Source organism: Streptococcus sp. oral taxon 061, from assembly GCF_013394695.1.
Taxonomy (GTDB): domain Bacteria; phylum Bacillota; class Bacilli; order Lactobacillales; family Streptococcaceae; genus Streptococcus.
The window spans coordinates 493,843-516,209 of record NZ_CP058258.1 but is presented as its reverse complement, the minus strand read 5'-3'; the positions used below and the strand labels follow the sequence as shown (position 1 = coordinate 516,209).

General features: G+C 42.1%; 20 protein-coding genes. 6 read left to right on the top strand and 14 right to left on the bottom strand.

Annotated elements, in window-relative coordinates:
• Positions 1-53: 53 nt before the first annotated feature.
• Entirely contained in the window at positions 54-683 is a 630-nt protein-coding gene (locus tag HW271_RS02490; protein ID WP_178894729.1) for an MBL fold metallo-hydrolase, read from the top strand.
• Positions 684-721: 38 nt separating this feature from the next.
• On the opposite strand, the gene HW271_RS02485 is transcribed toward HW271_RS02490, so the two are convergent.
• Positions 722-2,614, bottom strand: coding sequence for a M13 family metallopeptidase (locus tag HW271_RS02485; RefSeq protein WP_178894728.1), 1,893 nt, complete (start codon positions 2,612-2,614; stop codon positions 722-724).
• 180 nt (positions 2,615-2,794) lie between these two features.
• On the opposite strand from HW271_RS02485, the gene HW271_RS02480 reads away from it, so the two are divergent.
• From HW271_RS02480 to HW271_RS02460, 5 genes are all read left to right on the top strand, one after another.
• On the top strand, positions 2,795-3,517 hold the full coding sequence (locus tag HW271_RS02480) for a metal ABC transporter ATP-binding protein (protein WP_006148892.1): 723 nt from the start codon (positions 2,795-2,797) through the stop codon (positions 3,515-3,517).
• Positions 3,514-4,362, top strand: a complete 849-nt coding sequence (locus HW271_RS02475) for a metal ABC transporter permease (RefSeq protein WP_006148893.1) — start codon at positions 3,514-3,516, stop codon at positions 4,360-4,362. The genes HW271_RS02480 and HW271_RS02475 overlap by 4 nt, the downstream gene beginning before the upstream one ends.
• A gap of 31 nt (positions 4,363-4,393) precedes the next feature.
• Positions 4,394-5,323 carry a metal ABC transporter substrate-binding protein gene (locus HW271_RS02470; protein ID WP_178894727.1) on the top strand — a complete coding sequence of 310 codons (930 nt, stop codon included), beginning with the start codon at positions 4,394-4,396 and terminating at the stop codon, positions 5,321-5,323.
• A 120-nt stretch (positions 5,324-5,443) separates the two neighbouring features.
• Positions 5,444-5,938, top strand: coding sequence for a thiol peroxidase (gene tpx, locus HW271_RS02465; protein WP_178894726.1), 495 nt, complete (start codon positions 5,444-5,446; stop codon positions 5,936-5,938).
• 238 nt (positions 5,939-6,176) lie between these two features.
• A complete protein-coding gene (locus HW271_RS02460) occupies positions 6,177-6,827 on the top strand; it encodes a metal-dependent transcriptional regulator (RefSeq protein WP_178894725.1) in 651 nt (216 codons plus the stop codon).
• Between the two features lie 40 nt (positions 6,828-6,867).
• Here HW271_RS02460 and dtd read toward each other — a convergent pair whose 3' ends face one another.
• From dtd to HW271_RS02395, 13 genes are all read right to left on the bottom strand, one after another.
• Positions 6,868-7,311: a D-aminoacyl-tRNA deacylase gene (dtd, locus tag HW271_RS02455; RefSeq protein ID WP_178894724.1), complete on the bottom strand. Its 444-nt coding sequence runs from the start codon at positions 7,309-7,311 to the stop codon at positions 6,868-6,870.
• Positions 7,312-7,341: 30 nt separating this feature from the next.
• Positions 7,342-9,558: a bifunctional (p)ppGpp synthetase/guanosine-3',5'-bis(diphosphate) 3'-pyrophosphohydrolase gene (locus HW271_RS02450; protein WP_178894723.1), complete on the bottom strand. Its 2,217-nt coding sequence runs from the start codon at positions 9,556-9,558 to the stop codon at positions 7,342-7,344.
• 141 nt (positions 9,559-9,699) lie between these two features.
• Entirely contained in the window at positions 9,700-10,830 is a 1,131-nt protein-coding gene (locus tag HW271_RS02445) for an ABC transporter ATP-binding protein (protein WP_178894722.1), read from the bottom strand.
• A 112-nt stretch (positions 10,831-10,942) separates the two neighbouring features.
• The gene (locus tag HW271_RS02440) at positions 10,943-11,812 is read right to left on the bottom strand and encodes a helix-turn-helix domain-containing protein (RefSeq protein WP_178894721.1); all 870 of its coding nucleotides are present in this window, start codon (positions 11,810-11,812) and stop codon (positions 10,943-10,945) included.
• 3 nt (positions 11,813-11,815) lie between these two features.
• The gene (locus HW271_RS02435) at positions 11,816-12,202 is read right to left on the bottom strand and encodes a Mini-ribonuclease 3 (RefSeq protein ID WP_178894720.1); all 387 of its coding nucleotides are present in this window, start codon (positions 12,200-12,202) and stop codon (positions 11,816-11,818) included.
• Positions 12,195-13,538, bottom strand: coding sequence for a cysteine--tRNA ligase (cysS, locus tag HW271_RS02430; RefSeq protein WP_178894719.1), 1,344 nt, complete (start codon positions 13,536-13,538; stop codon positions 12,195-12,197). Before cysS ends, HW271_RS02435 begins: the two co-directional genes overlap by 8 nt.
• Positions 13,539-13,581: 43 nt before the next feature.
• The gene (locus tag HW271_RS02425) at positions 13,582-14,343 is read right to left on the bottom strand and encodes a nucleoside phosphorylase (protein WP_178894718.1); all 762 of its coding nucleotides are present in this window, start codon (positions 14,341-14,343) and stop codon (positions 13,582-13,584) included.
• A gap of 34 nt (positions 14,344-14,377) precedes the next feature.
• Positions 14,378-14,995, bottom strand: a complete 618-nt coding sequence (gene cysE, locus HW271_RS02420) for a serine O-acetyltransferase (protein WP_178894717.1) — start codon at positions 14,993-14,995, stop codon at positions 14,378-14,380.
• A gap of 14 nt (positions 14,996-15,009) precedes the next feature.
• A complete protein-coding gene (gene pnp / locus HW271_RS02415; protein WP_178894716.1) occupies positions 15,010-17,232 on the bottom strand; it encodes a polyribonucleotide nucleotidyltransferase in 2,223 nt (740 codons plus the stop codon).
• A 545-nt stretch (positions 17,233-17,777) separates the two neighbouring features.
• Positions 17,778-18,638 (bottom strand): methylenetetrahydrofolate reductase [NAD(P)H], encoded by an 861-nt coding sequence (metF, locus tag HW271_RS02410; protein ID WP_178894715.1) that lies wholly within the window; start codon positions 18,636-18,638, stop codon positions 17,778-17,780.
• Between the two features lie 62 nt (positions 18,639-18,700).
• Positions 18,701-20,950 carry a 5-methyltetrahydropteroyltriglutamate--homocysteine S-methyltransferase gene (metE, locus tag HW271_RS02405; protein WP_178894714.1) on the bottom strand — a complete coding sequence of 750 codons (2,250 nt, stop codon included), beginning with the start codon at positions 20,948-20,950 and terminating at the stop codon, positions 18,701-18,703.
• A 583-nt stretch (positions 20,951-21,533) separates the two neighbouring features.
• A complete protein-coding gene (locus tag HW271_RS02400; RefSeq protein WP_178894713.1) occupies positions 21,534-21,899 on the bottom strand; it encodes a TIGR02328 family protein in 366 nt (121 codons plus the stop codon).
• Complete coding sequence (locus HW271_RS02395; RefSeq protein WP_178894712.1) at positions 21,883-22,287, bottom strand: YbgA family protein; 405 nt, start codon at positions 22,285-22,287, stop codon at positions 21,883-21,885. The genes HW271_RS02400 and HW271_RS02395 overlap by 17 nt, the downstream gene beginning before the upstream one ends.
• Between the last annotated feature and the right edge of the window lie 80 nt (positions 22,288-22,367).

Below are 22,367 nucleotides of genomic sequence, written 5' to 3'. Positions count from 1 at the left end.
TTTGTGCTTCTGTGTTATACTAGAAACTGTAAATCTATGAAAGAGGAAATCCTATGAAAATCCATAAAACTGTGAATCCTGTCGCCTATGAAAATACTTATTATCTTGAAGGGGAGCAACACCTGATTGTAGTCGATCCTGGTAGTCATTGGGAGGCCATTCGCAAGACTATCGAGAAAATCAACAAACCAGTCTGTGCGATTCTCCTGACCCACACTCACTACGACCATATTATGAGTCTGGACTTGGTCAGAGATACTTTTGGAAACCCTCCAGTCTATGTGGCAGAAAGCGAAGAATCTTGGCTCTATACTCCTGTTGACAATCTCTCAGGTCTCCCTCGTCATGATGATATGGCAGACGTCGTATGTAGACCAGCTGAACAGACCTTTGTCTTTCATGAAGAATACCAAATTGAGGAGTTTCGTTTTACAGTACTCCCAACTCCAGGTCACTCTATCGGTGGAGTATCCTTTGTCTTTCCGGATGCCCAGCTAGTCTTAACGGGTGATGCTCTTTTCCGTGAAACTATTGGCCGAACAGATCTACCTACAGGTAGCATGGAACAGCTTCTCCATAGTATCCAAACCCAGCTCTTTACCCTTCCTAACTACGATGTCTATCCAGGTCACGGACCTGCTACGACCATCGCTCATGAAAAGACTTTTAATCCATTTTTCTAAAACGTAAAAACCAAGGACAATCATCCTTGGTTTTTTGATTACCAAATAATCACACGGTCTTCTGGTGAACGCCACATACCATCACCTTCTTTGACATCATAGGTTGTAAAGAAGTCATCAAAGTTTGGCACTTGGACGTTAACACGAAGTTTAGCTGGCGCGTGCACATCAACGCTAGCCATGAGTTTCATCAACTCTGGACGCCCTTTCATACGCCAGATACGAGCAAAGTTATGGAAGAACTCTTCAGCTGAAAAGTCCGGTTCTCTCTTTGCAGCTTCTAGGGCAGCAGCAATTCCTCCAAGGTCCGCAACGTTTTCGGATACAGTTAATTTCCCATTGATTTTTGCACCGTAAGATTCTTGACCATCAAACTGGTCGATAACCTTCTGTGTTTTTTCTTTAAAGGCTGCGTAGTCGCTCTCTGTCCACCAATCCTTGAGACTTCCATTTTCATCAAAGGAAGCTCCATTAGTATCAAAGGCGTGAGAAATTTCATGGGCAATAACCGCACCAATACCACCATAGTTGGCAGAAGATGACTGATGCAAGTCATAGAATGGTGCCTGTAAGATAGCAGCTGGGAAGACTATCAAGTTCTTTTGTGGATTGTAGTAGGCATTGACCATATGAGCAGGCATTCCCCACTCCTTGTAGTCAACCGGCTGATTCCACTTGCTCCAACTGTGCTTGATTTCTACACGCGCAAAGGCTAGGGCATTCTCAAAGAGGCTAGCAGATTCATCCACTACCTTGTCCTTATAGCGAGCTGGTAGTTCTTCTGGGTAACCAATATATGGCTTGATAACATTTAGTTTGACGATTGCCTTGTCTCGTGTTTCAGGTGTCAGCCAGTCGTTCTTAGCCAAACGTTCCTTATAAACATCAATCATGGTTGCCACTTTTTTCTCTACATCAGCTTTCGCTTCTGGAGAGAATTTTTCATGTGCATACCAAAGACCGAGCGCTTGTTTGAATGGTCCCTGGGCTAAGTGGTAAGCAGCCTTGCGCTTGTCTTGGGCTTCTGGAACTCCTGAAAGGGCACGGCCATAAGCACCTGACAAAATGCGAATCTCATCTGTCAAATAGCTTGTTGAAAGATTGACCACACTCAAGATCAAGCTTGCCTTGAGTAAAGGCCAAGCTTCTTCACTATAGAATTGCTCTGCTGCTTGCCAGAAACGTTCTTCATCTACGATAACCTTATCTGGAGTTTGACCAATCACTGCTTGGAAAAAGTCATCGAGAGGTAAGGCAGGCGCAAACTTCTTGAAATCTTCATAAGAATATGGATGGTAAAGTTTGGCATATTCTGAACTCTCTTCGTTTGAAAGTACGACAGCTGCGATACGGCGGTCCAACTCCAATCGTTTCTCTAAAAGATCTTCGATTTCTTCATCTGAGAAGTCATAAGCTTTGAGGAGATTAGCAGTACTTTCTTTCCAAAGGTTCAATAATTCCTCGCGCTGTGGATGGTCTTCCGCATAGTAGGTTGTGTCAGGCAAGATTGTTCCTGGAGCACTAGCCCAAAGAACATTGGTTCTAGCATCCATAAAGTCAGGTGATACACCAAATGGAAGGAAGTTTGGTTTGCCAGCTAATTCAAACTCTGCTAGTTTACTTGAGAAATCCGCAAAACTTTCTAAATTCTGGTATTCCTTCAATAAAGGAAGTACTGGCTTGATCCCATCTTCTTCTCGCTTGTCGAAATCTCTGACCATACGATGGTATTTGACAAAGTTCGCTAGGATAGGATCTTCAGGAACATTTTCTCCAGCCAACCACTTATCAGTTGTTGTTAGCATTAAGTCTTCAATTTCTTCGTCAAGGTCGATAAAACCACCTGTTCGTGATTTATCAGCTGGAATGACTGCAGTCTTTTCCCATTCACCATTTATAGCATCATAAAAATCATCTTGATAACGTGTCATCTTGTTCTCACTTTCCTAATTTCACTTATTCTTAGCTTAGCAAAAATCCCTGGGGAATGCAATTAAAAATGCCGCCTCCTCCTATTTGATTTCATCATTAATATTTTAAATTTTTACCAAAATTAACTTGACTTAAAAATAAAATTAAGGTATATTAAAATCCAGGAGGAATACAACTGTATGATACGTATCGAAAACCTCAGTGTCTCCTACAAAGAAACGTTGGCACTAAAGGATATTTCACTAGTGCTCCAAGGACCAACGATTACCGGAATCATCGGTCCAAACGGCGCTGGGAAATCAACATTATTAAAAGGTATGCTGGGAATTATCCCACATCAAGGTCAGGCATTTCTCGATGACAAGGAAGTTAAAAAATCCTTACATCGAGTTGCCTATGTCGAGCAAAAAATTCATATTGACTACAACTTTCCCATCAAGGTCAAGGAATGCGTCTCGTTAGGACTATTTCCCTCTATTCCTCTCTTTCGAAGTTTAAATGCTAAACATTGGAAGAAAGTGCAAGAGGCCCTTGAAATCGTCGACCTAGCTGACTACGCTGAACGTCAAATCAGTCAACTGTCTGGAGGTCAGTTCCAGCGGGTCTTGATTGCCAGATGTTTGGTGCAGGAAGCCGACTATATCCTCTTAGATGAACCCTTTGTTGGGATTGACTCAGTCAGTGAGGAAATCATCATGAATACGCTGAGAGATCTGAAAAAAGCTGGGAAGACGGTTCTCATCGTCCACCACGACCTCAGCAAGGTTCCCAACTACTTCGATCAAGTCTTGCTTGTCAATCGAGAAGTGATTGCTTTTGGTCCGACCAAAGAAACCTTTACCCAAGCCAATCTCAAAGAAGCTTACGGTAATCGACTCTTTTTCAATGGAGGTGACCTATGATTGCAGAATTTATCGATGGATTGCAAAAATTCCATTTCTTACAAAATGCCTTGATAACAGCTATTGTTATCGGGGTCGTAGCTGGAGCTGTAGGATGTTTCATCATTCTACGTGGGATGTCACTCATGGGAGATGCCATTTCACATGCTGTCTTACCAGGTGTAGCCCTCTCCTTCATCTTGGGCATTGACTTCTTTATCGGAGCCATTGTCTTTGGACTGCTAGCTGCTATCATCATTACCTACATCAAGGGAAACTCGATTGTCAAAAGCGATACCGCCATCGGCATTACCTTTTCTTCTTTCTTAGCCCTCGGTATCATCTTGATTAGTGTCGCTAAAAGTTCAACTGACCTTTTCCATATCCTTTTTGGTAATATTCTTGCTGTTCAAGATACAGATATGTTTATTACTATGGGTGTAGGGGCAGCCATTCTCTTGTTAATCTGGATTTTCTTCAAGCAACTCTTGATAACGTCCTTTGATGAACTCTTGGCTAAAGCCATGGGAATGCCTGTCAATTTCTATCACTACTTACTCATGGTACTCCTAACTCTCGTGTCTGTGACAGCCATGCAAAGTGTCGGAACTATCCTGATTGTAGCCATGCTGATTACCCCAGCTGCAACTGCTTATCTGTATGCTAATAGCCTGAAAAGTATGATTTTCCTTTCCTCAACCTTTGGAGCTACAGCTTCAGTTTTGGGACTCTTTATCGGCTATAGCTTTAACGTTGCGGCAGGTTCTAGTATCGTGCTTACAGCTGCTAGTTTCTTTCTCATTAGCTTCTTTATCGCTCCAAAACAACGATATTTGAAACTGAAAAATAAACATTTGTTAAAATAAGGGGCAAAGCCCCAATAAATTGGAGGATCTAATGAAAAAATTAGGTACATTACTCGTTCTCTTTCTTTCCGTCATTGCTCTTGTAGCATGTGCTAGTGGAAAAAAAGATGCAGCTTCTGGTCAAAAACTAAAAGTTGTTGCCACAAACTCAATCATCGCTGATATTACTAAAAATATTGCTGGTGACAAGATTGATCTTCACAGTATCGTTCCTGTTGGTCAAGACCCACACGAATACGAACCACTACCTGAAGACGTCAAGAAAACTTCTCAAGCTGATTTGATTTTCTATAACGGTATCAACCTTGAAACAGGTGGAAATGCCTGGTTTACAAAATTGGTAGAAAATGCCAAGAAAACTGAAAACAAAGACTACTTTGCAGTCAGCGAAGGCGTTGATGTTATCTACCTTGAAGGTCAAAACGAAAAAGGCAAAGAAGACCCACACGCTTGGCTCAACCTTGAAAATGGGATCATCTTTGCTAAAAACATCGCAAAACAATTGAGCGCTAAAGACCCTAGCAACAAAGAATTTTACGAAAAAAATCTCAAAGAATATACTGATAAGCTAGACAAACTTGACAAGGAAGCTAAAGCTAAATTCGACAATATTCCTGCTGACAAGAAACTCATCGTAACCAGCGAAGGATGCTTCAAATACTTCTCTAAAGCTTACGGTGTACCAAGTGCTTACATCTGGGAAATCAATACTGAAGAAGAAGGAACTCCTGACCAAATCAAGACTTTGGTTGAAAAACTTCGCCAAATGAAAGTTCCATCTCTCTTTGTTGAATCTAGTGTCGACGACCGTCCAATGAAGACTGTTTCTAAAGACACAAGTATCCCAATCTATGCTCAAATCTTTACGGACTCAATCGCTGAAGAAGGTAAAGAAGGCGACAGCTACTACAACATGATGAAATATAACCTTGACAAGATTGCTGAAGGTTTGTCTAAATAATTATTTTAAAAACGTCGTTCTCACGGAATTGGCGTTTTTTGTCTAATCAATTTTCGGTCAAATTATTGGAAGAGTCTGAACATTTAATGTAGAATGAAAGAAAAAAGATTGGAGTAGCTTATGACTACATTCCTTGGAAATCCTGTAACTTTTACAGGAAAACAACTACAAGTAGGTGACAAGGCTCTTGACTTCTCTCTCACAACGACTGACCTCTCTCAAAAAACACTGGCTGACTTTGAAGGCAAGAAAAAAATCTTGAGTGTCATCCCTTCTATCGATACAGGCATCTGCTCACTTCAGACTCGTCGCTTTAACCAAGAACTGGCTAGCTTGGACAACACTGTAGTACTAACAGTATCAATGGACCTTCCGTTTGCGCAAAAACGCTGGTGTGGCGCAGAGGGAATTGAAAATGCCATCATGCTCTCAGACTACTTCGACCACTCCTTTGGACGAGATTATGCCCTCTTAATCAATGAATGGCATCTGCTTGCACGCGCGGTCTTTGTCCTCGATACCGACAACACCATCCGCTATGTCGAATACGTAAACAATATCAACAGCGAACCAGATTTTGAAGCCGCTATTGCAGCTGCAAAAGAACTCAACTAAGTCCAGCTCTTGTAGCAATAGAGAGTGGGACAGAAATCGGTAATTCGTTAGAATTCGATTTCGTTGTCCCACCTCCGCACAGTTGAGTAGGGCTGTAAAAGCTGATGAAATCAGCGTAGTAGAGTCCACTCAACCACTGCGTCTTGCTCGACAATCCAAAGACAATTGAGAGGCTAGGACTTTTGTCCCAGCCTCTTTTTTGGTATACTAGATGGAGATAATAAACAAGGAAATGCGAATGACCCCAAATAAAGAAGACTATTTAAAATGTATTTATGAGATTGGCATGGATGTTCCTAAGATTACCAATAAGGAAATTGCTGCTCGAATGCAGGTATCTCCTCCAGCTGTAACCGAAATGATCAAGCGCATGCAGTCCGAAAATCTCATCTTAAAAGACAAGAAAAAAGGATACTTATTGACTGATATTGGTTTAAAACTTGTATCTGAGCTCTATCGTAAACACCGTTTGATTGAGGTTTTTCTGGTCCACCATCTAGACTATACCAGCGACCAGATTCATGAGGAAGCCGAGGTATTAGAACATACCGTTTCAGACTTTTTTGTGGAAAGATTAGAAAGTATGCTCGGCTTTCCAAAGACCTGCCCTCATGGTGGTACCATTCCTGCTAAGGGAGAACTTTTGGTTGAAATCAATAACTTGCCACTAGCAGAAACCAAAGAAGCTGGAACCTATCTCCTGACTCGCGTTCACGATAGCTTTGACCTCCTCAAATATCTTGAAAAACATGCCATCAATATCGGAGATAAACTCCAAGTTCAACAGTTTGATGATTTTTCTAACACCTTTACTTTGATTCATAAGAACGAAGAACTCTTGGTAAGTCTAGAAATCGCCAAACAGCTCTATGTTGAAAAGATGAACTAAGTACGTCACAAAAAAACCAAGCCAACAAGCTTGGTTTTTCTTATCTATTTTTTGTATCAAGGATGATAGTTACCGGTCCATCATTGACCAGTTCTATCTGCATATCTGCTCCAAAGACTCCTGTCTCAACAGGAACTTCCTTGGCTAGTTCTCGATTAAAATCTTGATAGAAGGCCTCGGCCATATCTGGTTTGGCTGCACCTGTAAAGGCTGGACGATTTCCTTTTTTAGTATCGGCAAAAAGAGTAAATTGAGAGATGGAGAGAATTTCTCCTTGGATGTCCTTAACAGATAGGTTCATCTTGCCTTCGGCATCTGAGAAAATCCGCATATTGACAAGTTTTCTGACTGCATAATCCAAATCTTCTTGCTGGTCTTCAGGTCCAACACCCACTAAGAGCAGGAGCCCCTGTTTGATTTGACCATGAATCTGCCCTTCAATAGAAACCTGAGCTTCCTTGACGCGCTGAACGATAATTCTCATAGAAATCCTTTCTAGATCTATCGAGCCAACTTAACCATTGGTCCGTTTGACTGAATAGACTTCTGGTACACTCTTGATCTTATCAACTACAGTAGTTAACGTTGAAAGATTTGAAATTCCAAAGGATACATGGATATTAGCAAATTTCATATCCTTGGTTGGCTGGGCGTTAACTGTTGAGATATTCTTAGTTGTATTGGATAGAACTTGCAAGATATCATTCAAAAGACCAGAACGGTTGAGTCCATAGATGTCGATATGAGCCATATATTCCTTGGTTGAGAATTGGTCTTCCCACTCAACATCGAGTAGACGTTGCTCGTAGTTTTCCTGTGAACGAAGGTTCATACAGTCCACACGATGGATGGCAACACCACGACCTTTGGTAATATAGCCAACGATATCATCACCTGGAACAGGATTACAACATTTGGCAATCCGTACTAAGAGACCAGAGGCACCCTCGATGACAACGCCACCTTCATGCTTAACCTTTAGAGTTTCCTTGTTTTCAACCTTGACTTCGCCACCCTTGACCAGTTCTTCTGCTTCTGCCTTGGCTTTGGCACGTTCTTCTTCACGACGTTCCTTCTCCGTCAAACGGTTAAAGACGGTAATGGCTCCGATTTCTCCAAAACCAATCGCAGCAAAGAGAGCTTCTTCAGTCTTGTAGCTGGTTTTTTGAAGGACTTCATCCATGTGACGCTTGTCCATAAATTTATTGGCCACATAGCCGTTTTCTTGAAGCTGACTAATCAGCATTTCACGGCCTTTATTGATGGACAATTCTTTATCTTGGTTTTTAAAGAACTGACGAATTTTATTACGGGCCTTGCTGGTCTTAACCATATTGAGCCAGTCACGACTTGGTCCAAATGAATTTGGATTGGTGATGATTTCAACCTGGTCACCCGTTTTAAGCTTAGTCGTCAAGGGAACCATACGACCATTAACCTTGGCACCAGTCGCTTTTTCCCCAATCTTTGTATGAATTTCATAAGCAAAGTCAATCGGACCTGAATCTTTTGGAAGTGAACGAACCGCTCCATCTGGAGTAAAGACATAAATCTCCTCAGCCAGATAGTTTTCCTTGACAGTATCCACAAATTCCTTGGCATCATCTGCTTGATCTTGGAGCTCCATCATCTCCTTGATCCAGTTCATTCCAATAGCAGATTCCTTGCTATTAACTTGCCCCTTGATTCCTTTTTTGTAGGCCCAGTGAGCCGCAACCCCGTACTCAGCAACCTCGTGCATCTCCTTAGTACGAATCTGGAACTCGATAGGTCCTTTTGGTCCGTAAACAGTCGTATGGATTGATTGGTAACCATTGGCCTTACGATTGGCAATGTAGTCCTTGAAACGTCCCGGCATTGGTTTCCATAGCTCATGAACGTAACCTAACATCGCATAGACATCACTCTGAGTGTCTAGAATACAGCGAATGGCAATCAGGTCGTAGATCTCTTCAAAGCGTTTTTTCTTGTCCTGCATCTTGCGATAGATAGAGTAGATATGCTTTGGACGACCGTAGATTTTTCCTGTAAGGTGGCGCTCAGATGAATATTCCTCTAGTTTTGTCACAACTTCATCGACCAAGGCTTCACGTTCTTGACGTTTTTCCTTCATCATGTGACTAATCTTGTAAAATTCAGTTGGATTGAGATAGCGGAAAGAGAGATCTTCCAGTTCCCACTTCACACTTGAAATCCCCAAGCGATGAGCAAGTGGCGCATAGATTTCCATTGTTTCTCTAGAAATACGCTCTTGCTTGTCCTTACGAAGATGCTTGAGAGTGCGCATATTGTGCAGGCGGTCAGAGAGTTTTACCAAGATAACACGGATATCCTCAGACATGGCCATGAGCATCTTGCGGTGATTCTCGGCCAATTGCTCCTCAAAAGATTTATACTCGACCTTACCAAGTTTGGTAACACCGTCTACAATCACTCGAACATCATGTCCAAACTCACGCTCTAAGTCATCCAAAGTAGCATCTGTGTCTTCTACCACGTCATGCAAAAAACCACAGGCAACAGTGACAGCGTCTAGCTTGAGCTTGGCTAAAATACCTGCTACCTGAATAGGGTGGATAATGTAGGGCTCGCCTGATTTACGATACTGCCCACTATGACATTCTACAGCGTAAACCAAGGCCTTGTGTACAAAAGCCACATCTTCTTTCGATAAATATTTTTGCGTTAAAGCGACGACTTCATCGCCTGAATAAATTACTTCTTTTGGCATGCATACTCTCCAGTTCTTCCTACCATTTTAACACTTTTTTGTTGATATGAAAACTAGAAAAGCCTATTCCGTAAGACTTTGCTGAACTCTAAAAAACACTACTAGAGAAAGTCTAGTAGTGTTGATTGATTAAAATCTATCTTAGTAAACTGTTTTTTCAGTTTCTACGTCGAAGAAGTGAGCTTTGTTCAAGTCAAATCCAAGTTCAACCGTTGCACCAGCTTGCAAGTAGTCACGTGCATCAACTTTAGCAACGAATTCATCTTTACCAACTTGGCAGTATAGGTGAGATTCTGAACCAAGCAATTCTGATACAGAGATAGTTGCTTTCACAACTGATTCTGGGAATGTTTCAAGGAAAGCAGGTTCTGCATTCACGTCTTCTGGACGGATACCGAAGATCAATTCTTTACCTTCGTAACCTTTTTCACGAAGAACTTTCAAAGCACCTTCTGGAACTTTCAAGTTGAAGCCGTCACCAACGATGTGATCACCGTTCAATTTAACGTTGATGAAGTTCATAGCTGGGCTTCCGATAAATCCTGCTACGAATTTGTTAACTGGGTTTTTGTAAACTTCTTGAGGAGTACCGATTTGTTCAACACGTCCGATAGTACCAGTACCAGCAGGGTTTTTAGTAGCTGACATGATAACGATACGGTCTGCAAGTGTCATCGCTTCAGTTTGGTCGTGAGTTACGTAGATAGTTGTAGCTCCGATACGACGGTGGATTTTAGCAATTTCAGCACGCATTGATACACGAAGTTTTGCATCCAAGTTTGACAAAGGTTCGTCCATCAAGAATACTTTAGCATCACGGACGATCGCACGACCCATGGCAACACGTTGACGTTGACCACCTGAAAGGTCAGCTGGTTTACGATCCAAGAATTCTTTCAAACCAAGAATTTCTGCTGCTTCTTGTACACGTTTGTCGATGTCTTCTTTGCTGTATTTACGCAATTTCAAACCGAAAGCCATGTTATCGTATACAGTCATGTGTGGGTAAAGAGCGTAGTTTTGGAATACCATGGCAATGTCACGGTCTTTTGGAGCTACGTCGTTGACAACCACGCCATCGATAGATGCAGTACCTTCTGTGATGTCTTCAAGACCTGCAATCATACGGAGAGTAGTTGATTTACCACATCCTGAAGGTCCTACGAAAACGATAAATTCTTTGTCTTTGATGTCCAAGTTGAAGTCTTCAACTGAGTAGTGTTCGCTGTTTGGATATTTTTTGTAAATATTTTTAAGATTTAATTCTACCATTTCGGTGAACTCCTTTTATTTTTGATAGTTTTATTATAAATGAAAACGCTTTACATTTCTATGGCAAGGTGACCAAAAAAATAAAAAAGTTCTGTGCAACTTGCACAAAACTTTAAATAATATCTGGTAAAATCAACTGATAACACAAGGTCAAATCTGTCAATTCTTTCAACTGTAGCCCTGTTAATTCTTCCCATTTATCAATCTTGTATTGGAGAGAATTGCGGTGTAGATAGAGTTGCTGAGCTGTCTTCGTAAGGACTGCACTATTTTCCCATAATGAGAGAATGATTTCCTGAATCTGATCCTGATCCAAAATCATCTGGTGTAGATAATCTTTGATCAAACTGAGATCCACCATTTTTTCACCCATACTCCAAAGGTAAAGTTGAGAAAAAGTATGGAATCCTTGATGACCTTGACGCCACCAGTTTTTAAACAAGTCACGTTCTGCTTTGATGAGATCTGTCAAACTCTGATTTCCTGTTTGCGACCAGACCTGACCAAGCATGATGGAAAGGCGAACCCCAAAGTCGTATTCTACTGCTTCCAAGGTATCTGTTAAGATAGAGCGAACAGAAGTGTATTTGTCCTGTTGGAGAACAAATAGGTAATCCTGAGCTCCCACCTGAAGCACTGTCTCGCAATTAGGAAAGAGGGTTCTCATCATATCCAACCAAGAAGTCAGGTTCTCCTGTTGATAATAAGAAAGGTGACAATAAACAATCTGTAGCTTTTTAAAGCTCTGCGGTGCTTGCCCCTTGCCCTCTATCAAATAGCTATACCAAGGATTTAAAGAGATAGTTTGTTCCTGCTGGCTTAAGAGAGCCACCAACTGCTTCTCACGTTCACTAAGTCCAGCTTCCTCCAGTAAAACCCACTGATTTGCGGATACTGGAAGCGTCAGATAGCCTTCCTTATCGACTGGTTGGTCTACGATTTGAGCTTGTGGAAACCAATCTAGTAATTCTTTTGCAATCATTTCCTAGCCCTCCACTTTTTGGATACACCAAGAAATCAAGGTTTCTAGACGCTCCACATTTTCAGTCATATGAAGATAACCCATGACCGCTTCAAAACCTGTAGACATACGGTAGGTCACTACATCTGCATTCTTTGCCTTGGTGTGACTATTGGTATTGCGACCACGTTTATAGATTTCTTCTTCTTTTTCCGTTAGGACTTGCTCCTCCAACATGAGGGAAATCAAGCGTGCCTGAGCCTTGGCTGATACATACTTAGTGGCCTCTTGATGGAGTTTATTGGGCTTGGTCATGCCTTTAAGAATGAGATGACGGCGAATATACATAGAATAAACCGCATCTCCTTCAAAGGCTAGCGCAATCCCGTTAATGAGATTGACATCAATCACGTGTCCACCTCACTCCATCCTTGGTATCAAGTAGTTTAATCCCTTGAGCAGCTAGTTGGTCACGGATTTGGTCAGCTGTCGCAAAGTCACGATTGGCACGCGCTTCTTGGCGTTTTTGAATCAAGGCTTCAATCTCTTCATCCAAAACTTCCTCAACAAAGACAACTCCAAAGACTTCCAACATGGCTGCAAGAGTTTCCTTAACACTTGCATCATAGTTACCTGAGTTGATCCATTTGGCCATTTCAAAGACAACAGTGATTCCATTAGCTGTATTGAAATCCTCATCCATAGCTGCTACAAACTTATCTTTAAAAGCTTGCAATTCTTGAGCATCTACATCTCCAGTAAATGGTTGCTCGTAAGTGTTCTTCAAATACTTGAGATTAGTCTCGGCATCGCGCACAGCCTTTTCCGTAAAGTTGATAGGTTTGCGGTAATGCTGAGTCGCAAAGAAGAAACGAAGCACTTGACCGTCGATAGTTTTGAGGGCATCGTGTACCGTAATGAAGTTCCCCAAAGACTTGGACATCTTGACATTGTCGATGTTGACAAAGCCATTGTGCATCCAGTAGTTGGCAAAAGTCTTGCCTGTTTTAGCTTCAGATTGGGCAATTTCGTTGGTATGGTGAGGAAACTCAAGGTCAGCTCCACCACCGTGAATATCGATGGTATCGCCTAAAATCTCCGTTGACATAACCGAACATTCGATATGCCAGCCTGGACGACCAGGCCCCCATGGACTGTCCCAAGAAATCTCACCTGGTTTGGCTGCTTTCCAAAGAGCAAAGTCTACAGGATTTTCCTTGCGAGCTGTTTCTTCGTCTGTCCGACCTGAAGCACCTAATTCCAAGTCTTCTAGGGTTTTATTAGCTAACTTAGCATAGTTGTGGGATTTTTCTACACGGAAATAGACATCCCCTTGACTCTCATAGGCAAAGCCTTTTTCAATCAAGTCTTCTACAAAGCGGATGATATCAGCCATAAACTCGACTACACGAGGATGGCGAGTCGCAGGTTTCACACCCAAAGCCGTCACATCTTCCCGAAAGGCAGCGATATACTTGTCCGCTACTTCCTGAGGTGTGATACCTTCTTCCTTAGCACGGTTAATAATCTTATCATCCACATCTGTGAAGTTAGAAATATAGGCAACCTCATAGCCACGATATTCAAAATAGCGACGAATAGTATCAAAAGCTACCGTTGAGCGGGCATTCCCCACGTGGATATAGTTATAAACTGTTGGCCCACAGACATACATCTTGACCTTGCCGTCCTCGATTGGGACAAATTCTCGTAAATCACGAGACATGGTGTCATAGATTTTAATCACTCACTGACTCCTTTCTCTTTCTTGTTTATCGTAAAGAGTAGTTTCAATCCAGCTCTCTGGCAATTACTAAGGCTATCTCAAAGAAAGTCATAGCATCTGCTTTTCTTTCTTCGCGTCTGGCATCCCACTCATGATTGTGATGGTCGACATAGTCAGCTGTATAGAAAAATTGATAGACCTTGGCTTGTCGATATTGGGCCCAGGCCATGATAGCCGAAGCTTCCATATCTACAACTCTAGCTCCTGCTTCAAGTCTTCGTTTGACCTTAGCAGCTGTCTCACGATAAAAGGCATCTGTGGTCCAAGACTTTGTTCTAATATGCTCAACACCAGCTTTATCCAAGGCGTTTTCCATAGTTAAGAGTAGAGATCGCTCATAGGCTATTTCATCACTTGCTGGAGCATAGTGATAACTAGTACCTTCATCACGTAAAGCCGAACTTGGTAGGATAATCTTATCTGCTTGAATAGACTGGTCTAGAACTCCGCAAGATCCCAAAACAATAAAATTCTTAAATCCTCTTGCTTTTAGTTCTTCTAAGAGTCCAACAACCATTGGAGCTCCAATAGTAGCCATAGAAACTGCTACCTTACTCCCATCTTTTTCATAGATATACCATGGCAGTTTGCCATTTAGATTGGTAAGATAGCCACCTTCGTAGACACCTTCTATCTGCTTTACTCGTTCAAGGATTTCTCCATTAAAAGACAAGATAATGGTATCACAAACTTCTCCACCACTAAGGAGGCTTCGATCAGTTGGCTCGATAACAGCAGGTACATTTTCAAATTCTTCTAATAGCATCGACCTAACCTCCTAATTAAAGAGTCACTTCTCATTACAAACCAGACGACCTGTGACTGGCTTCTCTAGCATGCTCAAGTTTATTGACGTAGTATTCACGTTTTTCTTCGACTTCGTGAATGGTTGGTTCATCCTTTTGCCCATGCACTCGGACAATCTTGGCTGGAATTCCGACAACCGTCACGTCACTTGGTACGTCTGCCACGACAACTGCTGCAGCACCGACTTTAGCGTTTTCACCGATTTCTACAGGACCGATAACCTGGGCATGGGCTGATATAAGAGCTCCCTTACGCACGGTCGGATGTCGTTTGCCAACATCCTTACCTGTACCACCGAGAGTGACACCGTGGTAGAGAAGGACACCCTTCTCAACAATGGCCGTCTCCCCAATAACCAGACCCGCCCCGTGGTCGATAAAGACACCAGAGTCAATCTGAGCTCCTGGGTGGATCTCAATCTGAGTCCAAAAGCGCCAAAACTGGCTGTGCATACGAGCTAAAAGCTTAAAGCCATTCTTCCAGAGAAAATGAGAGAGACGGTGGGCAGCCAAGGCTTTCACACCAGGATAGGTCAAAAGAACCTCCAAAGTGGTGCGAGCCGCTGGATCATTTTCTTTTACGATATCAATGGTTTCACGCCACCATCCCATACATTTCTCCTTTCTTATTCTGAGTCTTTTGGTGTTTCTGTAGTTTCTTTCTTAGGTTTGTGGTCCTTGTGGTGGTGACGAGGGCGATCGCCATGACGATGACCTTTATCCCCTTTTTCTTCTGAACGTTCAGGTTTTGGCGGACGTGGCAAGAGTGCCTTCATAGAAGCATCTACACGACCTTTTTCATCGATCTTAATAACCTTCACATCGACAAAATCACCAATTTGAACTAAATCTTCTACATTATTAGTACGAGTCCAAGCCATTTCAGAGATGTGAACGAGGGCGTCAGTCTTGTCAAAGAGATTGACAAAGGCTCCGAATTTCTCGATACGAACCACTTTAGCATGGTAGACTTCGTCCACTTTTGCTTCACGAACCAAACCAGCAATAATTTCTTTAGCGCGGTTAATGGCAGCTTGATCGCTAGAGTAGATAGACACGTTTCCTTCTTCGTCGATATCAATCTTAACGCCTGTTTCAGCGATGATTTTATCAATGGTTTCTCCACCTTTACCGATGACAATCTTAATCTTGTCCACATCAATCTTAATGGTATCAATTTTCGGAGCAGTTGGAGCCAATTCTGGACGAACTTCAGGAATCGTTGCTTCGATCACATCAAGGATTTCAAAACGAGCTTTCTTGGCTTGGGCAAGAGCTTCAGTCAAGATTTCTGCAGTAATCCCTTGGATTTTGATATCCATTTGAAGAGCTGTAATCCCGTCACGAGTACCTGCAACCTTAAAGTCCATATCTCCAAAGTGGTCTTCCAAACCTTGGATATCTGTCAATACGGTGTAGTTGTTTCCATCTGAGATCAGACCCATGGCAATACCTGCTACCGGAGCCTTGATTGGCACACCACCAGCCATAAGGGCAAGTGTTCCTGCACAGATAGATGCTTGAGATGAAGAACCGTTTGATTCCAAGACTTCTGCTACCAAACGAATCGCATATGGGAATTCTTCTAAGCTTGGCAATACTTGAGCAAGTGCACGCTCACCGAGAGCACCGTGACCAATTTCACGACGACCAGGCGCACCGTAACGACCAGTTTCACCAACAGAGTATTGTGGGAAGTTATAGTGGTGCATAAAGCGTTTCTTGTACTCTGGATCCAAACCATCGATGATTTGCGTTTCACCCATTGGCGCCAAAGTCAAGATAGAAAGAGCCTGAGTTTGTCCACGAGTGAAGAGACCTGAACCGTGTACACGAGGAAGGAAGTCAACAACCGCATCCAAAGGACGGATTTCATCAACCTTACGACCATCCGGACGAACCTTGTCTTCTGTGATCAAACGGCGTACTTCTGCGTGTTCCATTTGTTCCAAGATTTCAGCCACATCACGCATGATGCGGTCAAATTCTTCGTGGTCTGCATATTTTTCTTCGTAAACTGCTGTAACTTGGTCTTTCACTTCTTGAGTTGCAGCTTCACGCGCCAATTTTTCTTCAACTTGAACAGCTTTTTGAAGATCGCTGTTGTAAGCTGCGATGATTTCAGCTTGCAATTCAGCGTCTACATGAAGCAATTCTACTTCTGCTTTTTCTTTACCGACTGCCGCAACGATTTCTTCTTGGAAGGCAATCAATTCTTTAACAGCTTCGTGTCCTTTAAGAAGGGCTTCCAACATGATTTCTTCTGACAATTCTTTGGCACCAGACTCTACCATGTTGATAGCATGCTTAGTACCAGCTACTGTCAATTCAAGAAGCGATTGCTCTGCTTGTTCTTGAGTAGGGTTGATGACGATTTCCCCATCAACATAGCCTACTTGAACCCCAGCGATTGGTCCGTCAAATGGAATATCTGAGATAGATAGTGCTAATGATGAACCAAACATGGCTGCCATTGGTGCAGATGCATTTTCGTCATAAGAAAGAACAGTATTGATGACTTGCACTTCGTTACGGAAACCTTCCGCAAACATTGGACGGATTGGACGGTCAATCAAACGCGCTGTCAATGTCGCATCTGTTGAAGGACGTCCTTCACGTTTCATAAAGCCACCAGGAAATTTCCCAGCCGCATACATTTTTTCTTCGTAGTTGACTTGAAGTGGGAAGAAATCTCCAGTTGCCATCTTCTTAGACATAACGGCAGCAGTCAAGACAGTTGACTCACCGTAACGTACCACAACAGAGCCATTGGCTTGCTTAGCAACCTGACCAGTCTCTACGATTAACTCACGACCCGCAAAAGTCGTTTGAAACACTTGTTTTGTCATTGTAATCCCCTTTGGATTGATAAAATTATACGCCTTGCCTACAAAAATCAAGATATTTTGGACGGTTCGGCTTGCCGAACATTTCTGTAGAAAAATAGGAAGGTGACGTCGCACTCGATGAGTGCTAGGAAGCTTATCTTTTTTCATAAGAAATGAGACCAAAATTCAATTAAGTAGCTTCTTTTGATATTTCCCTGGAATAGTGCGGACGGGAGCAACTTCCTTTGGAATTTCATCCCTAATTTTTTAGCCAGAAGTCTAAAAAATTCCGTCCTAGAAAATAACAGAGTTAATCTCTAGGATACCACTATAGCGTGAAATATCTTTTAATCCTCACTTCGTTCGTATCTTTTATAGACACCTATTATCATATTTTATTTAAAAAATAATCAACTTTAAATAACTTCTATAACCTAAATACCCTCATCTTTGTATCAAGTACGTACAGAGTCTATTTTATCATATTTTTCTTAAAAAGTACGGTCTTTTCTATAAAAAAGGAACCATTCTGCTATGAAAAGAAGAATGGTTTGCTTTTTATTATTTTAAGGTTGGTGATTGAACAAGGCATGGGTTGCTTGGTGGATGTACTGTGCAGTGTCTGCGTTGTTCATGGTGTAGAGATGCACGCCTGCTACGTCTTGAGTTACCAAGTCCACGATTTGGTCTACAGCATAGGCAAGTCCTGCTGCTCTGAGTGACTCAGGATCATTCTCATACTTGTCCAAGATAGCCTTAAACTTACGTGGGAGATGGATATTCTCACAAGTCTTCAAGAGACGAAGCGCTTGGTTACGATTGAGGATTGGCATGATACCCGCATGAATGGGAACATCAATCCCAGCCAAGGTACATTTGTCTTGGAAATCGTAGAAACGCTCGTTGTCAAAGAAAAGCTGAGTGACAAGGCTTGAACAGCCTGCATCTACTTTTTTCTTGAGATTTTGAATATCTGAGATTTGGTTTGGCGAATCAGGGTGTCCTTCTGGATAACAAGCACCAATAATTTCAAAGTGCGGTGCCTGTTCATTGATAAACTCAATCAAGTCTGTCGCATAACGGAAATCTTTTTGTGGCTCCACATCAGGAATGATATCTCCACGCAAAGCCAAGATTTTCTGAACCCCAACCTTATCCAAATCTGCAATAGTCTCAGCCACCTTATCCTTAGTCAGATAGATAGCTGGCAAGTGAGCAATGGTCGGAATCTCCAAGTCATTTTGGATATAGTCTGCCAAACGAACCGTCGTCTCTTTGATATTAAATTTATTATTGCTGGCAGTCACACTGATAAAGTGTGGCGCCAAGTCCTGCATATCTTTCAGGGCCGCAATAATTTTGTCATTGCCTACTGCTGGGTTTGGAGGGAAAACTTCAAATGAGAGGGACGGTGTTTGACGTGACATATTTATGAACCTTTTCTAGTTGATTTCTTACTGATCAACCATGTATGGAGAAATATCTTTTCTTACAATTTCTCACGCGCAGCTTTCGCAGCTTCTACAAGGCGGATCAAGCTTTCTTTAGTTTCTGGAATACCACGTGTTTTCAAACCACAGTCAGGGTTGATCCAAACTTTTCTACTTGGAACTTTAGCAAGGATTGCTTCGATTGTGTGGTCGATTTCGCCTTCGTTAGGCACACGAGGTGAGTGGATATCGTAAACCCCAGGTCCAACTTCTGTTTGGAAGTTTTTCGCTTTGAGTTCGTCCAAGATTTCAAGGTTTGAACGGCTAGCTTCAAATGAGATAACGTCTGCATCCAAGTTGTCGATAGCTGGAATGATATCTGTAAATTCTGAGTAACACATGTGAGTGTGGATTTGTGTGTCTGGTGCTACTGTTGAGTGTACCAAACGGAAGGCTGGAATAGCCCAGTCAAGGTAGTCTTCGTACCAGTCGCTACGACGAAGTGGCAATTTCTCACGTAGAGCAGCCTCGTCGATTTGGATGATTTTCACGCCTGCAGCTTCAAGGTCAAGAACTTCATCCTTGATAGCAAGAGCGATTTGAAGAGTAGAATCCTTGATAGAGATGTCTTCACGTGGGAATGACCAGTTAAGGATAGTAACAGGTCCAGTCAACATACCTTTAACAGGTTTGTCAGTAAGGCTTTGTGCATAGCTAGACCATTTCACAGTGATAGGGTTGAGACGAGTCACATCACCCCAGATGATTGGTGGTTTAACCCCACGCATACCGTATGATTGTACCCAACCATTCTTAGAGAAGAGGTAACCAGACAAGTTTTGACCGAAGTACTCAACCATGTCATTACGCTCGAATTCACCGTGTACAAGCACGTCAAATCCAACTTCTTCTTGCCATTTGATCCATTCGTCGATCGTTTCAGCAAGGAAGGCATCGTATTCTTCTTGTGACAATTCACCCTTACGGAAGGCCAAACGTTTAGCACGAACTTCCTTAGTTTGAGGGAATGAACCGATCGTTGTTGTTGGAAGAGCTGGAAGTTTGAAAGCTTCTTCTTGGATTGCTTCACGTTCTGCAAAGGCTGGCAAACGAGTGTAGTCTGCGTCAGTCAATCCAGCGATACGTGCACGAAGTTCAGCATTTTCACCAACACGTTCAGTTGCAAAGAGTTCTTTGTTTGCTGCAAGAGCTTCTGCACCTTGACCGTTGCGGATAGCATCCAAATCACGGATTTCATCCAATTTTTCTACTGCAAATGCAAAGTGGTTCAAGATAGCTGGTTCAAAATCTTCATTAGCTGTTGTAAATGGCACATGAAGAAGTGAGCATGAGCTAGTCAAAACGATATTTTCAGCTGGGATTTGCTCAAGAACAGCCAAGCTCTTTTCGTAGTTGTTGCGCCAGATGTTCTTACCATTGACAATACCTGCATAAAGAGTCTTGTCAGCTGGGAAGCCACCTTTAACGAGTTCAAGAGTTTTCTTACCTTCAACGAAATCAAGACCAATCGCATCCACTGGTAATTTCACAAGGTCAGCGTAGACGTCACGAACGTCACCGAAGTAAGTTTGAAGCAAGACTTCAAGACCTTTCTTGTCAGCCAAGAGTTTGTTGTAGATGTTCAAGAATAGGGCTTTTTCTTCTTCTGTCAAATCTTTGACAAGAGCAGCTTCGTCGAGTTGGATACGAGTTGCACCAAGTTCAGCCAATTTTGCAAAAACATCTTGGTAAGCAGCTACTAAGCTATCTACGAAGTCTTCTGCTTTCACACCTTCTTCAAAGTCTGACAATTGAAGGAAAGTGAATGGACCTACAAGGACAGGACGAGTGTTAAGACCCAATTCTTTAGCTTCTTGGAACTCATCAAAGATCTTGTGACCAGCCAATTTTACTTGAGTTTCTTTTTCAAATTTTGGAACGATGTAGTGGTAGTTAGTGTTGAACCATTTCTTCATCGGAAGGGCACGAACATCCCCTTTTTCTCCTTGGTAACCACGTCCCAAAGCAAAGTAACGTTCAAGATCAGACAAGTCCAAGTTTTGAACAGATGCAGGAACTACGTTGAAGAGGAAAGCTGCATCAAGGAAGTTGTCATAGTGAGAAAAGTCATTTGATGGGATTTCAGTGATGCCTTTTTCTTTGACAATGTTCCAGTGTTTTGCACGCAATTCTTTAGCCGCAGCCAAGAGTTCTTCTTCTGTGATTTCTTTTCTAAAGTATTTTTCAGTTGTAAATTTTAATTCGCGGAATTCACCCAAACGTGGGAATCCGATAATAGTAGTTGACATGTTTTGTCCTCCAAAAATTGTTGTTGAAACTATCTTAACAGAAAAGAAAGCGTCTGTATAATTGTAAAAAATTAGGCTTTGATATAGTTTGAAACTATATCGTTATTTGAAGTACAAAAAAGGATTTGGAGAAGATTCTCCAAATCCTTTGATAGACAATGATTAACAGATTTTCAAGATAGTCCTGTTCATAGTCAAACTTGAGTAAACAGATAGCTGACTATGACTTGCTATTAGAAAAGACTATAGGTCTATTTTTATTTTTGTAATTTGATATTTCCCTGATAAAGTGCGGACGGGAGCAAATTACTTCGTAATTTCATCCCTAATTTTTGAGCCAGAGTGTCTCAAAAATCCCGTTCTAGCTAATAATAAATTATTATCTAGAATACCACTATAGCGGGAAATATCCACTAAAAGCTCACTTCGTTCGCCCTTGTCCTTTAATTTAAATAGAATACAAAACTTATTAAAAGTAAATCCAAATACTTATAAAAGAAGACCTTAGAATCATTCTAAAGGTCTCATTTTTATTATTCGAAAAAATACGAAAAGAGTTTTGAATTGGAGCAAATCCTTGCTATCACTCAAGCTCGATCCCTTTTTCACGGAGATTAGCCAGACACTCCTCATAGTAGGCTGTGTCATGCTCGCTATAGATAGGACTATTCAGCTTTTCCTCTGCTAAGTCTTGATAAGGAGGGCAGGTCTTGCCCCGGTAGTTCTTGTCCAGCCACTCTGGACTGACATTGTAGCCACGGTCAGCCATCTCCTCCATGATCAAACGATGATAGGCATAGAGATGATAAGGCGAGTGGGTAAAGACATAGTCAACCGTCGCATGCTTTCTGCCCCAGCCATTGCCACGCAGGGCGCAGCACTCTCGATGTTGCCCCAAGAGCTGAGGACGTGGAAGTTGTGGAATCAAATCTTCATGCCAAAGTCTCATGGGAGTCTCCTTTCAGCAGGGTAGAATCTTGCAGATAAGCATTTGGGTAACGTTCAAGCAAGTCTCGAGTCCTAGCAATCAAGTCTTCCTTGGAAGCCTGACCAAAGCGATAGCGATCCAGTAAGAGCATATAGTCTTTTCGCTCATCAAGACTAGCTTGCTTTTTAAAATAGCCCCAAATATGCTGGAAGGCATTGCAAACCTGACCCCTGTGCTCTGGAATCTGGCAGGCACGATCAATCATCTCTTGAACTTGACTCAGCTCCACCACTTCTTGCTTGAGATACTGGCGAATGTCCTTGTAAATATTACTGGAATGGCTCAAAACAAGGTATTTATTTTCCGCCCAGAGTTGCTGACAAAGGGCACGTTGGTTGTTGTTTTCCATATTTCTCCTAACTTTCTACTAGTTCCCAGGAAATACGGAAACAAAGTTGTATTTTAAAAATGAGCTAATCGATTTTTAGT